16 protein-coding genes are annotated in these 18,209 nt (G+C 56.4%); 6 read left to right on the forward strand and 10 right to left on the reverse strand.

The features are described from left to right. Positions 1-510: 510 nt before the first annotated feature. On the forward strand, positions 511-2,478 hold the full coding sequence (locus E1180_RS03120; RefSeq protein ID WP_155189633.1) for a M23 family metallopeptidase: 1,968 nt from the start codon (positions 511-513) through the stop codon (positions 2,476-2,478). A 179-nt stretch (positions 2,479-2,657) separates the two neighbouring features. Here the strand turns inward: E1180_RS03120 and clpB are convergent, their stop codons facing one another. From clpB to E1180_RS03150, 6 genes are all read right to left on the reverse strand, one after another. After that, entirely contained in the window at positions 2,658-5,255 is a 2,598-nt protein-coding gene (clpB, locus tag E1180_RS03125) for an ATP-dependent chaperone ClpB (RefSeq protein ID WP_155189634.1), read from the reverse strand. 218 nt (positions 5,256-5,473) lie between these two features. After that, positions 5,474-6,196, reverse strand: a complete 723-nt coding sequence (locus tag E1180_RS03130; RefSeq protein ID WP_155189635.1) for a DUF4167 domain-containing protein — start codon at positions 6,194-6,196, stop codon at positions 5,474-5,476. Positions 6,197-6,552: 356 nt separating this feature from the next. Then, positions 6,553-7,398 carry a peptide chain release factor N(5)-glutamine methyltransferase gene (prmC, locus tag E1180_RS03135; RefSeq protein ID WP_155189636.1) on the reverse strand — a complete coding sequence of 282 codons (846 nt, stop codon included), beginning with the start codon at positions 7,396-7,398 and terminating at the stop codon, positions 6,553-6,555. After that, entirely contained in the window at positions 7,398-8,471 is a 1,074-nt protein-coding gene (gene prfA / locus E1180_RS03140; protein WP_155189637.1) for a peptide chain release factor 1, read from the reverse strand. The genes prmC and prfA overlap by 1 nt, the downstream gene beginning before the upstream one ends. Before the next feature lie 54 nt (positions 8,472-8,525). Continuing rightward, the gene (ptsP, locus tag E1180_RS03145) at positions 8,526-10,793 is read right to left on the reverse strand and encodes a phosphoenolpyruvate--protein phosphotransferase (protein ID WP_155189638.1); all 2,268 of its coding nucleotides are present in this window, start codon (positions 10,791-10,793) and stop codon (positions 8,526-8,528) included. A 72-nt stretch (positions 10,794-10,865) separates the two neighbouring features. After that, positions 10,866-12,116: an aspartate kinase gene (locus E1180_RS03150; protein WP_155189639.1), complete on the reverse strand. Its 1,251-nt coding sequence runs from the start codon at positions 12,114-12,116 to the stop codon at positions 10,866-10,868. Between the two features lie 187 nt (positions 12,117-12,303). Between E1180_RS03150 and ubiG the strand changes: the two genes are divergently transcribed. From ubiG to E1180_RS03165, 3 genes are all read left to right on the forward strand, one after another. After that, positions 12,304-13,068, forward strand: a complete 765-nt coding sequence (ubiG, locus tag E1180_RS03155) for a bifunctional 2-polyprenyl-6-hydroxyphenol methylase/3-demethylubiquinol 3-O-methyltransferase UbiG (RefSeq protein WP_155189640.1) — start codon at positions 12,304-12,306, stop codon at positions 13,066-13,068. Then, on the forward strand, positions 13,065-13,760 hold the full coding sequence (locus E1180_RS03160) for an alpha/beta fold hydrolase (protein WP_155189641.1): 696 nt from the start codon (positions 13,065-13,067) through the stop codon (positions 13,758-13,760). Before ubiG ends, E1180_RS03160 begins: the two co-directional genes overlap by 4 nt. A 201-nt stretch (positions 13,761-13,961) precedes the next feature. Continuing rightward, positions 13,962-14,498, forward strand: coding sequence for a hypothetical protein (locus E1180_RS03165; RefSeq protein WP_208996894.1), 537 nt, complete (start codon positions 13,962-13,964; stop codon positions 14,496-14,498). 76 nt (positions 14,499-14,574) lie between these two features. Here the strand turns inward: E1180_RS03165 and E1180_RS03170 are convergent, their stop codons facing one another. The 4 genes from E1180_RS03170 to E1180_RS03185 all read right to left on the reverse strand — a co-directional run bounded on the left by E1180_RS03170 (position 14,575) and on the right by E1180_RS03185 (position 17,099). Continuing rightward, positions 14,575-15,105, reverse strand: coding sequence for a DUF1178 family protein (locus tag E1180_RS03170; protein ID WP_283404555.1), 531 nt, complete (start codon positions 15,103-15,105; stop codon positions 14,575-14,577). 13 nt (positions 15,106-15,118) lie between these two features. Continuing rightward, positions 15,119-15,955: a carbon-nitrogen hydrolase family protein gene (locus E1180_RS03175; protein ID WP_155189642.1), complete on the reverse strand. Its 837-nt coding sequence runs from the start codon at positions 15,953-15,955 to the stop codon at positions 15,119-15,121. 47 nt (positions 15,956-16,002) lie between these two features. Next, positions 16,003-16,260, reverse strand: coding sequence for a glutaredoxin 3 (gene grxC / locus E1180_RS03180; protein WP_155189643.1), 258 nt, complete (start codon positions 16,258-16,260; stop codon positions 16,003-16,005). A gap of 122 nt (positions 16,261-16,382) precedes the next feature. After that, positions 16,383-17,099 carry a ComF family protein gene (locus E1180_RS03185; RefSeq protein ID WP_341873544.1) on the reverse strand — a complete coding sequence of 239 codons (717 nt, stop codon included), beginning with the start codon at positions 17,097-17,099 and terminating at the stop codon, positions 16,383-16,385. On the opposite strand from E1180_RS03185, the gene E1180_RS22685 reads away from it, so the two are divergent. After that, entirely contained in the window at positions 17,058-17,267 is a 210-nt protein-coding gene (locus E1180_RS22685; protein ID WP_341873545.1) for a hypothetical protein, read from the forward strand. The genes E1180_RS03185 and E1180_RS22685 overlap by 42 nt on opposite strands. 22 nt (positions 17,268-17,289) lie before the next feature. Next, positions 17,290-18,192, forward strand: coding sequence for a methyltransferase domain-containing protein (locus E1180_RS03190; RefSeq protein ID WP_283404556.1), 903 nt, complete (start codon positions 17,290-17,292; stop codon positions 18,190-18,192). Positions 18,193-18,209 lie beyond the last annotated feature (17 nt).

The raw sequence follows: 18,209 nt of genomic DNA on the forward strand, positions 1-18,209 counted from the left end.
AATGAACATGAAAGATCTAAATCTTTCACCCGAAGACAACTAGGAGGTCGCCAGCTGACGCTGGACCGCCGTGGGTTGCGTGTTCGGTAGAACCGACAGCGAAAGGCGCCTGCAAGCGGCGCCGCCGTCGATGAACCGGGTTATACGCAGCCCCCTATTTGGAGTCAACACAGTTTGTCAAAAAAGATTCACATAATGAAATCACCGGCGCGGAAGCGGTGAAATACAGGACCTTCACAGGACCCAATCTGCCTTTTGACAGCCCTGTGCAGCTTGTAAGAATGATGAAATCGTGGGGGAATAAGCTCTGAGCTTGGTTTCTGCCACAAGGTATGAATATGAGGATGGTCTCTCGACGATCACATATCTGCCAAAATTACCTGGGAATTGACCTTTGGCGCCAAACCCTGCATTTAGCAGGGACGGTATCTAATGTTGATCATCAATGCTGTTGGTTTTTGTAGGATACGCGGCGACAAGCAGACTTGGTAAAGGGCGCTTTTACACAATATGCATTTTGGACCTTTCCATAACGCCCCGCATCAACGCGTGAACCTTGGCAACGAGCCGCCTTTGCGGGGATATGACGGGCGGAGCGGATTGCCGGACCGCAGACAGGTCTCCTTGCGCTGGCTCGCCGGGACCGTCCTGACCGGGGTGACCTCTCTTGCCCTCATGGGTGGGGCCCTGCTCGCCGCGCTTGACGGCCAATACACAGTTTCGGCAGCACCGTCGGCTGGCATGTTCCTGGAGGACGGGGATGGACGATCCGCGAGCAAGGGCGATCGTGTCCTTCGAACCGCTGCCGAGTTTTCGAACAAGCATGTTATTGACGTCAATGTTGTCACGCGGGTGGGCGACCGGGATCACATCAAGGTCCAGCCACACGTCTTTATAAGCGCCTCTTTGGCAACACGGTCCGATCCGGATTTGGCAGCCTCCATCCCTGAGTTCAACCCTCTGGACATGTTTGCCGACAGCCAGGAAAGCGCTGCACCGGACACAGGCAGCGCCACCCCATCCATTCTCGCAGATTCTTTGTATGGCGCGAAACTTGAAAGCGAAGTCAGCATCAGTTTGACCCGGTTTCCCGAAGAAACCTCCTCTTTCAGTGAAGCCCACACACCGACCGAGACCGAAGTCGAGCTGACGGTTCGCGAGATCGCCCGGACGCTTTCCATTGACGCTGTCGAAATGGCGGCAAAGACCATTGTTGACCCGGGCCGGTTTGACTTCAATTTGGCGCTCCAACCTGATTTGGAACGATACGCTGTCCGGATCACACCAGAAAACGTCTCTTTCGTTTCCAAACGTGAGGATGACATCCGGTTTGCAGGTATGGACGAGAAGATCGTACCGCTCGTGGAAGGCCAGAACCTGGTTGATGTGCTCTTGGACAATGACACCGGCGAGACGGAAGCCGCCAATATTGAAGAGGCGTTTACCGCTCTCTTCGGGCTTGGGAACCTGTCTGACGGACAGCGGCTTCGCATCGCTTACGCTCCTGATCCCGATGATCTGAACCGGATGCGGCCGGAGCGGGTAAGCCTTTATACGGACACTGATCACGAGGCGACAATCGCACGCTCAGACAGCGGTGACTATGTCGAGGCCATGGAGCCATCCACCTTTCTTGCAGATGCTTTCGCCGAGGCGGACAGGGTTTCTTACGGCGGCCCTACACCGGCGATTTACAACAGCCTCTATCAGACAGCTCTTGAACAAGGCATGCCGGAAGAGCTGATTAATGATCTGGTGCGCATGTTCTCTTTCGATGTGGACTTCAATGCAACCGTTCAGCCGGGTGATTCTCTGGAACTGTTCTTCACCGAAGGTGACGCTGCTGCGCCTCCGAAAATTCTCTATGCGGCACTGAACACCGGATCGACCACGCGGGAATTCTATCGATTCCGCACACCTGATGACGGGGTGATCGATTATTATGACGGCTCCGGCCAAAGCGCGAAGAAGTTTCTGATCCGCAAGCCCTTGAATGGCGGGAAATTCAGGTCGGGCTTCGGCATGCGCCGCCATCCGATCCATGGCTATACCAAAATGCATAAGGGTGTTGACTGGTCGGCCCCGCGGGGGACCCCAATCATCGCTGCGGGCAACGGAACGGTCGCAAAGGCGGGCTGGAGCTCAGGCTATGGCCGCAGGGTCGAGCTGCGCCATACCAATGGCTACACAACCACTTACAGCCATTTGACCGGGTTTGCCAAAGGGATTGCCGAAGGTGTCCGGATCACTCAGGGCCAAGTCATCGGCTATGTTGGATCAACCGGACTGTCGACCGGCCCGCACCTCCATTACGAGGTCCTCGTGAATGGCCGGTTCATGGATCCGATGCGGATCAAACTTCCAAAGGGCAGGACATTGGACGGCGCCGTTCGCACCGCATTCGAAACCGAACGGTTCAGGATTGACAACCTCCTCGACCGGGTACGAAAGCCGTCGCGGATCGCATCCTTGAACTAAGAGCCAAGATCCGCAGGCGATAAATCGGTCCCGATTTACCGCCCAAAGTGGATTGAAAATGCAGTGATCGAGCCTCTTTGAGCATTTTGAACGGAACGTCCGAGATTCTAGCACTAAAAAGGCCCGTCCGGAGGAACCCGGACGGGCTTTTTTTCATGAAATTCTGGCGCGGCGAACGATCACGCTGCAGCGCTTGCGCCGGCATCCGATTCGAAAAGAAGGCGATCGGTTCCCGCAGACACGCGAACGGCCTGTCCGTCCAAGATCTCACCTGCAAGAAGTTTTTCCGCAAGCGGGTCCTGAAGGTCCTTCTGAATGACCCGCTTCAGCGGGCGCGCGCCATAGGCAGGATCGTAGCCCTTTTGCGCCAGCCAGCCGAGCGCCGCCTCATCGAGTGACAGCGTTATCTTCCGCTCCTTGAGCAATTCACGCAAACGCTCCAGCTGAATGCGGACGATATCAGCCATCTGCACCCGTTGCAGCCGATGGAACAAGACGATTTCATCAAGCCGGTTCAAAAACTCAGGCCGGAAATGAGCCCGAACCGCTCCCATGACCTCGTCGCGGACAGCATCGGTATCCTGACCTTCCGGCTGATTGACGAGATACTCCGCGCCCAGGTTCGATGTCATAATGATCAGCGTGTTGCGGAAATCCACAGTCCGGCCCTGGCCATCGGTCAAGCGGCCGTCATCAAGGACCTGCAACAACACATTGAACACATCGCTATGGGCCTTCTCGATCTCATCGAAAAGGATCACCTGGTAAGGCCGCCGGCGCACGGATTCAGTCAGCGCGCCGCCTTCTTCATAGCCAACATAACCGGGAGGAGCACCGATCAGACGGGCGACCGAGTGCTTCTCCATGTATTCCGACATGTCGATCCGCACCATCGCGGTATCGTCATCAAACAGAAAGCTTGCCAAAGCTTTCGTAAGCTCGGTCTTTCCAACCCCGGTCGGCCCCAAGAACATGAAGGATCCGATAGGCCGGTTTGGATCCTGCAGGCCCGCACGGGCCCGCCGGACGGCGGTGGAGACTGCACGAATCGCCTCTGCCTGACCAACCACACGGTCTGCCAGAACATCTTCCATCTTCAGAAGTTTCTCGCGTTCGCCCTCCAGCATCTTGTCGACTGGAATACCAGTCCACTTCGAAACCACCTGTGCAATATGCGACGGAGTGACAGCTTCTTCCATCATTGCTTCGGTGTCTCCTGAAGCCTCGGCGTCAGACAGTTTTCGCTCCAAATCCGGGATCACGCCGTAAGCAAGTTCACCCGCTTTGGCGAGATCACCCCTGCGTTGCGCAATCTCAAGATCAATACGTGCCTGCTCAAGCTGCTCCTTGATCTTTTGCTCTGAGTTCAACTTCTCCTTTTCAGCCAGCCAGCGGCCCGTCAGTGCCTGTGACTGCTCCTCAAGGCTGCTCAACTCCTTCTCCAGGTTCACAAGCCTGTCCTTGGACGCATCATCGCTCTCTACCTTCAGCGCCTCGCGCTCGATTTTCAGCTGGATGATACGGCGATCAAGTTCGTCCAGTTCCTCCGGCTTAGAGTCCACCTGCATACGCAGCCGGCTGGAGGCCTCATCCACCAGGTCGATAGCCTTATCCGGCAAAAACCGGTCTGTAATGTACCGGTTGGACAGGGAAGCCGCCGAGACGATCGCAGAATCCGTGATGCGGACACCATGGTGCAGCTCATACTTTTCCTTGATGCCCCGGAGGATAGAAACCGTGTCTTCAACCGTCGGCTCGCTCACGAAAACCGGCTGAAACCGGCGCGCAAGAGCTGCGTCTTTTTCAACGTGCTTCCGGTACTCGTCGAGCGTGGTTGCACCGACGCAATGCAATTCCCCGCGCGCCAAGGCGGGCTTCAACAAGTTGGAAGCGTCCATTGCGCCATCCGCCTTGCCTGCTCCCACGAGTGTGTGCATCTCATCAATGAACAGAACGATGCGGCCAGCCGCCGCTTCCACTTCGGAAAGGACCGCTTTTAAACGTTCTTCGAATTCGCCCCTATATTTCGCACCGGCGATCAAAGACCCCATGTCCAATGCGAGCAACTGCTTGTCTTTCAGCGATTCGGGAACGTCCCCATTCACGATACGAAGGGCCAGTCCTTCGGCGATTGCCGTTTTCCCGACGCCTGGCTCGCCAATCAGAACAGGGTTGTTTTTCGTCCGCCGCGACAGGACCTGAATGGTTCTGCGGATCTCTTCATCACGGCCTATAACGGGGTCAAGTTTGCCGTCCCGGGCGACCTGGGTCAGATCACGGGCATACTTCTTCAATGCGTCATACTGGTTTTCAGCAGTTGCGCTGTCCGCAGTCCGGCCCTGCCGCAACTGGTTGATAGCTTCGTTCAATCCGTTCGGTGTAATTGAATGACGCTTTAGTAGTTTTCCCGCCTCGCTGTCGCCATCCATTGCCATGGCAAGAAGAAGCCGTTCGACCGTGACAAAACTGTCGCCCGCTTTTTCCGCAATCTTCTCGGCTTGATCAAACAGGCGAGCCATCGCCTGGCCCATATACAATTGGCCACTCCCGCCTGAAACCTTGGGCATCTTGTCCAGAATCGCTTCCAGGTCGCCCTTGATGGTTTTCGACTGACCGCCGGCGCGATCAATAAGCCCGGAGGCCATGCCTTCCGGGTCATCCAGCAACACTTTCAGCACATGTTCTGGAGTGAACTGCTGGTGGCCACGGCCAAGTGCATAGGTTTGGGCCGAATGGATAAAACCGCGGGCCCGTTCTGTGTACTTTTCAAAATTCATACAAACCTCCTACCCGTCCGCACCACCCGAAGCATGGGGAACGTAATGGAATACGGATCCTCTAAGGGCATCCGCGCGGCCTTCACTTGAGCACCGCACACCAAATATAGTGTTGCATTTTGAACACAAAAGACCTTCTCAGACGAAAAGGCGTATGAATAGAAAAAGGCGCCCGTCTGGACGCCTTTTTTAGTCTTCTGACCTTATTTGAGACTGACCTATTCGCCAGCAGCAACTTCGGCTGGTTGCTCGTCTGCAACCTTTGTTTGGCGCGCACGAGTGGTCCGGCGCGGCGCTTTCGGCTTCGAAGGTTCAGCCTCGGCGTCTACAGGAGCAGCTTCGCCTTGATGGGCTGCCTCGCCATCTGATGCCGTTTCATCTGGCGCTGCGCGGCGCGGAGACCGTGCGCGCGGTGTCCGTGCCCGGCGGCGCGGTTTTTCATCCTGGTCGGCTTCACCAGAAGCCTCTTTCGAAGCCCCTGAGCCGTTCACCTGCCCTTCGGCATCGATGACAGGCATGTCTTCAATAAATGGCTGCGGGCTGTCTGCATCCACAAGATCGCCGTCTTCAGATGCGCGCTCCTGTTGCGCTGGACGATCAGCCCCATTGGAGCCTTGTGCGCCGTTCGCGGAAGCAGCCGCCTCTTGCCCTTCTTCATTTTCAGAACGGGAAGGCTGTTGTTGCGTGGCTTGCTGCTGCGGTTGAGCGGCCGCAACGATGCGGAGATAATGCTCGGCGTGCTGGTTGTAGCTTTCGAACATCACACGGTCGCCAGATGCTTGAGCATCTCGGGCAAGCTGTTGATACTTCTCCGCAATATGCATGGCTGTGCCGCGGATTTTCACATCAGGACCGTTAGATTCGTAAGTCCGGGTTAGCGGATTAGGTCCCTTGCGGCCCCTTCCGCGCATACGCTTATTGCTCTGGTTATTTGGTCTCATCCTGCCGTTTTCTCTTACGGAACGGCGGTCAGCCAGAAGCCGACCCAACATCGGAATTTCTTAAAACCGACACGAAATACCACCGAAACCAACTATGCTGGTTATCGGCTGTCATTGAAAACAAAGACGCCAGCTGCCAGCAAAATGCCAGCGCCATTGTCTGATGCTTCGACAGTCCGAACTCCGGAACGCCCGACTAGCAGAGGAACCTCTCACTCAATTCTGTGAATGTCCCGACTGCCGGCTGCGTTTGCCCCGCTTGACGCTTATTACATTTCCGGTCTCGGTGAACTGAACCTAACCCTTTCCGCAGCGATTTCCAAGTGCTTTTTCGTCTCTGGATCAAAACCCTGCGATTATTCCAATCGCCCTACGACAACACGGTCATTTCCGGAAAGATCCCTAATGATTTCAATTGCTCCAAAGTCATGATGACGCAGCGTCTTTTTCACATCATCAGCCTGATCGAAGCCAATTTCCAGTGCAATTCTGCCCCCTCGTTTTAATAACCGGGCAGCGCCGGTGCAGATGCTGCGATACGCGGAAAGACCATCTTTGCCACCGTCCAAAGCCAGAATCGGATCATGATCTAAGACGTCTTTTGACAAGGTGGCCAAGACAGACTGGCGAATGTACGGCGGATTGCTCACCAGCCAATCATAACCGTTACCCAATGCGGATGCGTAATCTGCGCGTACCAGCAGCAAACGGTCCAATACCGAATGCAAACTGGCATTATTACGGGCAGCAACCAAAGCATCCTCTGCAACATCGACCGCAACAGCGCACGATTGCGGCAGCTCGGCAAGAAGCGTAACGGCAATCGCCCCGCTTCCTGTCCCAATATCGGCGATTGTCAGTGGGTGGTCTGCACTTGCGCGGGCCAGCACGGCATCAATCAAGACTTCCGTATCCGGACGCGGCTCCAGGGTTGCCGCGTTCAAAAAAAACCGGCGGCCATAAAACTCACGCTCTCCGGCAATCCGCCCAACAGGCATCCCTTTCAGGCGAAGCGCACAGACCGCATGAACATGCGCTTCTTTCTCCGGAGCGACATCATCATCCTCGTGCAGCAACAGCTCAGACACGCTCATGCCCAAAGCATGGGCTACAAGCAGTCGCGCATCGAGGTCCGGCGTCGGAAGGCCTTCTTCACGCAACCTGTCCCGGACAAGACGCCTAAGCTGCCCTATTAGAATCATCAAACACCTTCGGACGCCAAAAGGTTGGTTTGATGATCAACGATCAAGGCTTCAATGACCTCTTCAAGAGCTTCACCAGCAATAATCTGTTCGAGCTTGTAGAGCGTGAGGCCGATCCGGTGATCCGTGACGCGGCCTTGAGGGAAATTGTACGTCCGAATGCGTTCGGATCTGTCACCGGACCCCACCTGGAGGCGCCGGGCTTCCGTGCGTTCGCTCGCAGCCCGTTCGCGCTCCTCATCATAAATGCGCGCGCGCAGCAACTGCATGGCGCGCGCCTTGTTCTTGTGCTGTGAGCGTTCATCCTGGACCGCCACAACGATCCCGGTTGGTTCGTGTGTGATCCTGACGGCAGAATCTGTGGTGTTCACATGCTGCCCACCTGCGCCAGAGGCCCGGAACGTGTCGATCCGCAAATCGCTGTCTTGAATATCGATATCGACATCCTCTGCCTGGGGAAGAACAGCAACCGTGGCAGCGGATGTGTGAATGCGTCCGCCTGACTCGGTTGCGGGCACTCTCTGCACCCGGTGCACCCCGGACTCAAACTTCATACGGGCGAAGACGTTTTCGCCGGACACGGATGCGATGATCTCCTTGTATCCGCCGACTTCGCCTTCACTCGCCGAGAGTACTTCCACTTTCCAGCCCCGAAGTTCAGCGTAACGCTGATACATCCGGAACAGATCGCCCGCAAACAGTGCGGCTTCATCCCCGCCCGTGCCGGCGCGCACCTCAAGGATGGCGTCATTCGTGTCCGCTTCGTCTTTTGGAAGAAGACCAATGCGGACATTTTGCGCAAGCTCTTCCACCTGCGCCGCAAGATCATCCCGCTCCTGCTCGGCAAACTCACGCATGTCGTTGTCGGTCTCCGGATCGTCAACCAGCGCCTGAGCCCCATTCAAGTCATTCTCTGCCTTGATGAGCGCTCTGATTTTTACGACCAAGGGCTCTAACCCGGCATATTCCCGTGACAATTTTACAAAAGCGGTGGGATCTGGGTTAGCCGACATCAGGTGTTCAAGTTCGGCGAAGCGGTCCAGTATTGTGTCGAGTTTATCTCGCGCTAGCATAAGCGCAGTATCTCCTAAAGGTCCGTTGTGAACGGTGAGGTACGCCGTCTCCGGCTAAAGAGCAACATCCATATCGGCAGCAAAACGCCTTAAGAAACTCCGGATGTCGCTGTCAGGATGTCCCGGTTCCAGGCGCGGAAGCAGCCGTGCAGACAGCCGCCCTGCATCAAGGGTCCGCAGCATAGCCTTGACGGGCCCCAATGACGCAGGCGACATGGACAGATCCCTGTACCCAAGCCCGATGAGGGCCATGGCTTCCAGCGGGCGCCCAGCCAGCTCACCGCATAGCGTGACCGGAACATGGTGCTTGTTAGCCGCGTCGGCAATAGTCTTGAGCGCTCTCAGAAAACCAATGCTGAGAGTATCGAACCGGTCAGCAACGCGTGTGTTCCCGCGATCCACCGCACAGAAGAACTGAAACAGATCGTTGGACCCGACTGATACGAAATCAACATAGCCAAGAAGCTCGTCCATCTGAAATAGAAGCGATGGAACCTCCACCATCACGCCGAGACGAATGTTGTCCGGAACGGGATGCCCATGCCGTTTCAGATGTTTGACTTCCTTATCAACCAGGGATTTTGCCGCCAGGAACTCACCGACTTCAGCGACCATCGGGAACATCAGTTTCAGATCGCGTTTCGCGGCCGCGTGCAGCAAAGCGCGTATCTGTGTCCTGAGCAAACCCGGCCGGTCGAGACCCAAGCGGAGGGCACGCCACCCCATGGCCGGATTTTCTTCCTGAATCGAGCGCAGGTAGGGCAGCACCTTATCTCCGCCGATGTCGAGTGACCGGAACGTGACCGGTTTCGGGCCAGCCTCATCGAGAACCTGGGTGTATTGCGCCTGTTGCTCACGCATTCTCGGGAAGGAAGACGCGACCATGAACTGCAGTTCGGTGCGGAACAGACCGACCCCGGCAGCACCGGCTTCCTCAAGATGCGGCAGATCGACAAGCAGGCCGGCATTCATTTGCAGTGCAATTTCAACGCCGTCCTTTGTGACCGACGGCTTGGATCTCAGACGCCTGTATTGTGCCTGACGGCGCGCCCGGAACCTGACCTTCTCCGCATAGGCATTTTGAAGATCCGCGGCCGGACGCAGATGAACTTCGCCGGTGTCCCCGTCCACGATGATCGCATCGCCGCCATCCGCCAGGCTGACAATGTCCTCTACAAGACCAACTGTCGGAATGCCAAGTGCACGCGCCACAATGGTTACGTGGCTCGTGGGCCCGCCTTCTTCGAGGACCAGCCCCCGGATGCGGTCCCTGCCGTAATCGAGAAGTTCGGCTGCCCCCATATTCCTGCCGATGATGATCGCATCCTGCGGCAGCTCCTCGATACCCGGCCCGTGCTCCCGGCCCATCAGCTCGCGGATGAGCCTGTGCGCAAGATCATCGAGATCATGCAGGCGTTCGCGGAGATAGGGATCGGTCTGCCGCAACATCCGGGCACGGGTGTCGCTTTGCACCTTTTCCACCGCAGCTTCTGCAGTCAAACCATTGCGGATGGCTTCCTCGATCTTGCGAATCCATCCGCGGTCATAGGCAAACATCCGGTAAGCTTCGAGAACTTCCCGGTGCTCTCCCGTTGCTGCAATTTCTCCGCTCGCCAGGAGGTCGTCGATCGACAAACGCAACCGGTTGATCGCACCGTCAAGCCGGCCCTTTTCCTTGTCCGCATCTTCCGCAATCAAATTTGTGACGACGACGCGCGGTTCATGAAGGACAACATGGCCGAGCCCAACACCCTCCGCCAGTCCAGCACCATTCGCCGAAACAGGCCGTGACAGATCCAGGCCGGTGTCTTTTTGCGCAATCGCCTCAAGTTCTCCGGCTGCGACCATTTCCGCAATCACCATTGCAGTGGTCTGCAATGCCTCGACTTCATCTTCGAGATAAGTCCGGTGGGATTGGTTCTGGACGACAAGAACACCAAGCGTCCGCCCAGCGCGAAGGACGGGAACGCCAAGAAAAGAATTATAAGCCTCCTCGCCTGTCTCAGGCAGATAGGCAAAGCCGGGGTGGGCACTTGCATTGGGTAAATTGAGAGGGCGTGCCTCAGCAGCAATCAAGCCAACGAGACCTTGCCCGACGCGCAAAGATGCATTGTGCACGGCCTCCCGGTTCAAACCTTCGGTCGCATAGAGCTCAAGCACCCCGTCAGCGCGCAGGATGTAAACAGAACAGACCTCGGCGACCACGTTCGACGCGATCAAAACGACGATCTTATCAAGACGTTCTTGCGCCGTGATCGGCTCGGCCATGACTTCACGAAGTCGGCGGAGCAGTAGGCGCGGTCCGGCCAGGTTGCTGCGCATCGCTCCCCCGATTAAAGCCCGCAGGATGCTACAGCCGATTTTCCATCAAGGCGAAATCGGCAGGTTGGAATGCTATCCGTCTAAACCGTATAGCGAATGCAGAGTCCGCACCGCAAGTTCTGCGTATGCCGAATCGATCAGAACCGAGATTTTGATCTCGGAGGTTGTGATGGCCCGAATGTTGATCCCTTTGCTGGCCAGGCCGCGGAAACACTGAGCTGCAACACCTGCGTGGGACCGCATTCCAATGCCGATCACCGACACTTTTACCACATCGGTTGCACCTTCCATATTCTGGAAGCCGATCTCCGTCCGGTTGTCTTCGAGGACTTTTTTGGCCCGCTCGTAGTCCGCCTCCGGCACGGTAAAGGTGATATCGGTGGTCTTGCCGTCCGGGGAAATGTTCTGGACGATCATATCCACATTGATACTGGCATCCGCCAGCGGCCCGAACACGGTTTCGGCAACGCCAGGCTTGTCCGCCACATCCCGCAGAGAGATCTGTGCTTCATCCTTGGCATAAGCAATGCCGGTGACTACTTGCTGTTCCACGAGTTCATCCTCGTCGCATATTAGGGTACCGATCGGGGTACCGTTTTCATCATTCTGGTGTGCATCAGGGTCATCAAAGCTTGACCGGACAAATGTTCGCACACCATGAACCATCGCCATTTCGACAGACCGAACCTGGAGGACCTTGGCGCCGAGCGATGCCATCTCCAGCATCTCTTCAAAAGAAACGCGATCGAGCCGCTGCGCCTTGGGGACGATCCGCGGATCTGTTGTATAGACCCCGTCTACATCCGTATAAATGTCGCAGCGGTCCGCCTTGATGGCGGCGGCAATTGCAACGGCACTTGTATCCGACCCGCCGCGTCCGAGCGTCGAAATCCGGTTGTCAGGCGAGATGCCCTGGAAACCAGCGAGCACCGCGACCTGGCCCTGGGCCAGGCGCTCTGACATGAAGCTTCCGTCAATTTCACGGATCCGCGCCGCACCGTGGTTTTCATCCGTCTTCATCGGCACTTGCCACCCCTGCCAAGACCGGGCGTTGACGCCCATCTCTTGCAAAACGATGGCCAGCAAGCCCGATGTAACCTGTTCGCCAGATGCGACAACCGCATCATATTCACGGGCATCGTGAAGCGGAGCGGCTTCACGGCAAAGTTCGACCAACCTGTTGGTCTGACCCGCCATGGCCGATACAACGACAGCCACCTCATGGCCGGCGTCAACTTCCCGCTTGACGTGGCGGGCAACATTGCGGATCCGCTCAAGATCGGCGACCGAAGTTCCCCCAAATTTTAATACCAGTCGGGCCATTCCACTCTTTAGTCTTTTCTGCTCAATCCAAGGCGCTGTCCGCCCACGAAGTCGGCGGACATGCATACAGCCTGTGCCTGCTTGCCGCAACTGCATGCCTTGACAAATAAGTACAGACACTAAACCAAGCGGTATGGGATCAATCGCCGGGGCGCCATATGAGCTCTCTGAGGAACAGGACCGACTGATGACAGATCAAACGCACAGCGCGAAAAGCACAATTGACAATGCGGAAGTCGATCGGTTTTCCGCAATGGCCGCCGAGTGGTGGAACCCGACCGGCAAGTTCAAGCCGCTGCACAAGTTTAATCCGGTCCGCCTGAGCTACATCAAACAAGAAGTCTGCCGCCAGTTCGACCGTGACCCCAAAAGTCCGACCGCTTTTGAAGGGCTCCGTTTTCTCGACATTGGATGCGGCGGCGGATTGCTGAGCGAACCGATGGCACGCCTTGGCGCAGACGTAGTGGGTTCAGATCCGTCGGAAATGAACATCGAAATCGCCAAAACGCATATGCGCCAATCCGGGCTGGAAATCGACTACCGGACCGAGACTGCGGAGCAACTTGCAGCCGCGGGGGAAACTTTCGATGTTGTCCTGAACATGGAGGTGGTTGAGCATGTCGCTGACGTGCCGCTCTTCTTGACGGCGACCAGCCAGATGGTCCGGCCTGGCGGAATGATGTTCATCGCGACCATCAACCGCACACTGAAAGCCTATGCGCTCGCAATCGTTGGTGCTGAGTATGTTCTACGGTGGCTGCCCAAAGGCACACATAGCTACGACAAGCTTGTCCGGCCGGAAGAGATTGAAACACCGCTCAACGCCTCTGGCTTGAACATAATTGATCGATCGGGCGTTTCTTTTAATCCTCTGGCCGACACTTGGCGGCAATCGCGCGACATGGACGTCAATTACATGATGCTGGCGGAGCGCCCGAAGGCCACGGAATGAGTGGGCCGATTGTTTTCGTTCCCGGTCTCTTATGCACGGAAACGCTTTTTGCTCCGCAGATAGCCGCATTCTCCGACCGGCCGATAATGGTCGCGGACCACCGCAACCACGACAGTGTCGATGAAATTGCACACAGCCTTCTGGAAACCGCCCCGGCGCGGTTTGATCTGGTTGGTCTTTCCATGGGCGGTTACATTGCCATGGCGGTCAAGCGGATCGCCCCGGAGCGGGTGAGCAAACTGGCTTTGCTGGATACAAACAGCCGGGCCGACACGGCGGATCAAACGGAACGGCGTGAGTTCATGATTGAACTCACGCGGAAAAAAGGATTTGAGAAAGTTCCGCACCTGCTGTTTCCCGGTTTTGTGCACGCGGACCGGGAAGAGGATGAGGACTTGAAGTCGATTGTCGTCGACATGGCCCGTGAGACCGGCGCGGAAGCCTTCATCCGCCAGCAGACCGCCTTGATAGGCCGGATTGACTCCCGGCCCCATCTCCAAGAGATCTCCTGCCCCACGCTTGTGGTCGTTGGAGACGGTGACCGTTTGACACCAATCGAGTTCGCAAAAGAAATCCACGACCTCATCCCGGGCAGCAAGCTTGAGATCCTTTCCGGAAGCGGCCATTTGCCCACGCTCGAAACGCCAGGTCAGGCAACGGAGACGCTCCGCGCATTCCTGAATGACACCTGACACGCGCGGGCGTATGCCGTCGGCGAACCGCAGTCGACGTAACCTCCGGCAAAGCAACTCCTTGCGGCAAGGCTTCTCTTGCGTCACCATACGGCAATCTCTTGAGACCGTGAGACGCACGCTCGCGCTGGTCATGTCATTGCAACGCGCAAGCGCTCGTTGAAGCCGCAGGTCCGGAAAACGGCAAGTGAAGGAGGTTCCATGTCGAACAAGCGAGAAACCCCGCCCTTTGATTTCATGGCCACGATTATGCGTGACTGGCCAAAACCGTATTTTTCAAATTGGGCCTTTGCCGAACGCGAGGATCTGCTGGAGGAAAAGACGTATGCAGGCGTCCAGAAGTTCGGCCAATCCATGATCGTAAATGCAGAAAAAGCCTTCAGCGATCATATGGATTTTGTCAGCCACCGGCTGCAACAAGACTTCGAATGTTGGAAATCGCTCACTCAGTGCACGGCCCCAGAGGAGACACTTGCCAAACTCCAATCGTTTTACAGCGAGATGGCCAACGAATATCAGGAGCATTTCGAGAAACAAGCCGCCCTTTTACGAGAGGGTTTCAGCGACAATGCGGCTGCTGTCGAAGCCCTGCAGGAGACGGCCCTCCAAACAGTCGGCGAATTGAGTAAGGCTGCGGAGGAAAGTCTTGAGGAAGCCGCACAACTCTCGAAGCCGAAGCCGACGCCGAAACAAGCCCTATCCCGGCGGCGTACGAAAGCCACCCCAAAACCCAAGTAGCATTCGTTTCAAGCGCCGCTCGGCGCGTGAAACCGGAACCAAGACACGCGCCGGATCGCTGGGCTTTGCGGATTTTCTAATTCTTGTCGTCAGGCAACTCGGGAAGCGGCAACACGGCTATGCCTTCATCAAGCAGGGCTTCAGCGTCTGCTGGCGTCGTATGGCCGTAAATGCTTCTCTGTTCGGCCTCGCCGTAGTGGATTTTTCGCGCCTCTGCTGCGAATTTCGATCCCACATTTTCAGAGTTTTCAATGACCCGCGTGCGTAAGAGACGAAGCGCTTCAATAACTTCTTTTTGCTGCGCATCACCTGATAGAAGCGCAGACGGCTGGAGCGCTTGGTTGGGTGCGTTTGCAGAAGCCGTTGCTTCGCTGGCCACTGAAGCGCCTGCAGAAACCGGTTGCACTTCAGCATTGGCAGGCGGCGGGGATGCTTTTTTGCGGGATGTGGTCACCGCAGGAGCCATAAGTGCCTTGCGGACCTTTGAAGACCCGCAAATCGGGCAGGTCACCATGGTGCGCTCGCATTGTGTTTCGAAATCGTCTGAATTTCTGAACCACCCCTCAAAAGTATGTGCAGTTTCACAGACGAGCGTGTATTTGATCACGCTTGCAACTCCTTCATGCCGTCAAGCTGGCGACTTCAAATGAGCGTTCATTAACAATTGCTGGAATCCGGCCGCGCGCCTTGGTAACCAAGTCTGTATCGATCTCGGCTGCCACAAAGCCGGGGCGGTCATGATCAAGCTCGGCAATTATCTCTCCCCAAGGATCCACGATAAGGCTGTGTCCGAATGTTTCACGGCCATCTTCGTGAAGGCCTCCTTGAGCTGCAGACATCACGAACGCGCCATTCTCGATAGCGCGGGCGCGCTGTAACACATGCCAGTGGGCGACACCAGTCTGCCGTGTGAACGCAGCCGGGGCTGTCAAAACCTCTGCGCCATTCCGCGCTTGGGTCCGGAAAATGGCGGGCTGGCGCACATCGTAACATACAGACAGGCCAATTTTCCCAAAAGGAAGTTCCGCAATCACGGTCTTGGAGCCGGGCTCATAGGTTGCGGATTCCCGCCAGCTCTCACCATTAGGCAGATCGACATCAAACATATGGATCTTGTCATAGGTCGCCCGCACCTCCCCGTCCGGGTCAATCAGAAAGGCACGGTTTGCGACACGGCCATCTTCCAGCAAAACGGCCAGCGATCCGAGGTGAATATAAACGCGAAGTTCTGCGGCTAACCGTTTTGAGCCGGCCAGAAACGGATCCTGATCAGCGGCGCCTATGCGTTCCAGCAGCTCCTCCCGGCTCCGGACAAGAACGTTTGACATCTCCGGCGTCTGAATAAACTTAGAGCCGCCCGATGCTGCTTGAACGATCAAGTCTTTCGCAGACTCAAAGTTATCTTGTGGATCCTTCCCACTGCAAAGCTGGATGCAGGCTGCTTTAAACGAGGACATTCAACGACCTTTCGACGACGAAATGGGGCTGGCAGAGTAAACTTGCCCTATGCTGCCAAGAGTGCGTCCAATTTGCCCGCCCGATCCAGGTCGTGCAAATCGTCACAGCCTCCGACATGCGTGTCCCCCACAAAGATTTGCGGAAAAGTGGACCGCCCATTTGCTTTTTGAACCATCTCTTTGCGCAGGTCTTGGTCAAAGGTGGCATCATGCTCTTTGTAAGCGACACCTTTACGCTCAAGAAGGCGTTTTGCAGCTGTACAAAACCCACACAATTGTCGTGTGTATATTACGACTTCAGCCAAGAGCTTGTCCTTTCAAGCATATATTGATGCGGCACGACCGCCGGAAGTCTTCTGACTTTCCAAGGTTATATGCTTGCTGCTCTTTCAAACACAAGATCCGGAGGTGATCCTGGAAACGAATTCTAAGCGTCCCGTGAAACAGACGGATCAGCGTGGGCAAAGGCCAATACATCCACGCGGGCAGCTCCCGCCGCCTTCAAAACCTTCGTGCAGGCTGAAACGGTGGACCCGGTTGTCAGCACATCGTCGATCAAAACGATGTGCCGTCCAAACACGTCCGCCTCACGATGTTTTGCAAGTTTGAAAGCGGCGCGAACGTTTGCATGCCTTTGCTTTGCGCTCAGGCCAACTTGTTGCCGGGTACGGCGCACGCGGCGCAAGATTTCGGGCTGAAAACTGGCGCCGCTCTGTTGCGCAACAGACCTGGCCAAATCTGCAGCCTGATTGAAGCGGCGGCGCCATAACCGGAACCAATGCAGCGGGACGGGCACCACCAGGCTGTCCGCTGACAAGATTTCAGCGCCCGCGCGTGCCAGCCAATGCCCCATTGGAACGGCCAGATCACGCCGCCCGGCATATTTTAGCGAAAGAACAAGATCACTTGCGGGTCCTTGATACAGCGCAACTGCCCGCAGCCTGTCAAACTCCGGAGGATCTGCAATCGCCTTCGGGCTCCACGCAGCTTCACCCATGTCATGAGAAAATGGTGTCCCCAGACGGTAGCACCATGGTTTCTCCAGGAACGGCATTTTCTGCCAACATGGGGCGCAAAGCCTGCCCGCGTCGGCGATGCGGTTTTGACAGCAAATGCAACGGGGCGGCAGGAGACCATCGAGTATTACTGCGAAGGAGCGTCTGGCCGTGACTGCGGCAACCCCGGCAGCTTTACTGAATGGATGCGCAATGCGGCGTCCGGAACTGGTGTCCATGCCCATGGGCTTCTCTTTGCATTGAGACTGTCGCGCTTTTTGACCCAAATGACCATATGCCATATCTCACCGGAATAAAGCGCCAAATGAAAGCAGATCCGTGACAACGCAGCCCGCCATATTTGACCGTAAACGCTTCCGGACGAACAGAGCCCGCGCACTGAAACGATCCACGACAGGTGCTGATTTCCTGCTTCATGCCGTAGCGGAGGATCTAGGCGATCGCTTGTCCTTGGTAAATCGCCACTTCGAAACCGCAGTCGATCTCGGCGGCCATACGACGCATGTGATGTCAGCGATTGAAACCTCCGGGAAGGCAAGCCGGATCCTCCGGGGAGACCTTTTCAGTGCAGCTCCGCACATTACGCGCCCGGATTTTGTCCTTGATGACGAAATGCTGCCCTTTGGAGATGGCACGGTGGATCTCATCGTGTCCGCATTGAACCTTCAGTTTGTAAATGATTTGCCCGGCACGCTGGTTCAGATCCGCCGTGCGCTCCGTCCGGACGGCCTGTTTTTGGCAACGCTTCCAGGTGCGGGGACCTTGAATGAACTCCGGGACAGCCTCACCCGTGCTGAACTGGATGTCCGGGGAGGCGCCGCAGCCAGGGTTTCGCCATTCGCTGATACAAGGGATTTGGGCAGCCTGCTGCAAAGAGCTGGGCTCGCCTTGCCTGTCACGGACATGGATCAGCTGACGGTCCGCTACGACAGTCTGTTTGCGCTTTTGGCTGATCTACGAGCTATGGGCGCAACAGGAGTGCTCCTGGACCAGGGGAGGACATCCCTCACACGGGAAATTTTGATGCGGGCTGCAGAGATCTACTCCATTGATTACAGTGATCCGGACGGCCGCATCAGGGCGACCTTTTCAATGGTGACACTGTCAGGGTGGGCGCCGCACGAAAGCCAGCAAAAGCCTTTAAAACCGGGCTCTGCAAAAACCCGTCTCGCGGATGCTCTCGGAACAGCAGAAGTGCCGATAAACGAAAGGAAAAGATAACCTGCGGCTCAGTCGTC

It is taken from the genome of Roseibium denhamense, from assembly GCF_009711415.1.
Classification (GTDB): Bacteria; Pseudomonadota; Alphaproteobacteria; order Rhizobiales; family Stappiaceae; genus Roseibium; species Roseibium denhamense.

Coding starts and splice junctions, on each gene's coding strand:
- E1180_RS03120 (WP_155189633.1), top strand. CDS start 511: ATGCATTTTGGACCTTTCCATAACGCCCCGCATCAACGCGTGAACCTT.
- clpB (WP_155189634.1), bottom strand. CDS start 5,255: ATGAATTTTGAAAAGTACACAGAACGGGCCCGCGGTTTTATCCATTCG.
- E1180_RS03130 (WP_155189635.1), bottom strand. CDS start 6,196: ATGAGACCAAATAACCAGAGCAATAAGCGTATGCGCGGAAGGGGCCGC.
- prmC (WP_155189636.1), bottom strand. CDS start 7,398: ATGATTCTAATAGGGCAGCTTAGGCGTCTTGTCCGGGACAGGTTGCGT.
- prfA (WP_155189637.1), bottom strand. CDS start 8,471: ATGCTAGCGCGAGATAAACTCGACACAATACTGGACCGCTTCGCCGAA.
- ptsP (WP_155189638.1), bottom strand. CDS start 10,793: ATGCGCAGCAACCTGGCCGGACCGCGCCTACTGCTCCGCCGACTTCGT.
- E1180_RS03150 (WP_155189639.1), bottom strand. CDS start 12,116: ATGGCCCGACTGGTATTAAAATTTGGGGGAACTTCGGTCGCCGATCTT.
- ubiG (WP_155189640.1), top strand. CDS start 12,304: ATGACAGATCAAACGCACAGCGCGAAAAGCACAATTGACAATGCGGAA.
- E1180_RS03160 (WP_155189641.1), top strand. CDS start 13,065: ATGAGTGGGCCGATTGTTTTCGTTCCCGGTCTCTTATGCACGGAAACG.
- E1180_RS03165 (WP_208996894.1), top strand. CDS start 13,962: ATGTCGAACAAGCGAGAAACCCCGCCCTTTGATTTCATGGCCACGATT.
- E1180_RS03175 (WP_155189642.1), bottom strand. CDS start 15,955: ATGTCCTCGTTTAAAGCAGCCTGCATCCAGCTTTGCAGTGGGAAGGAT.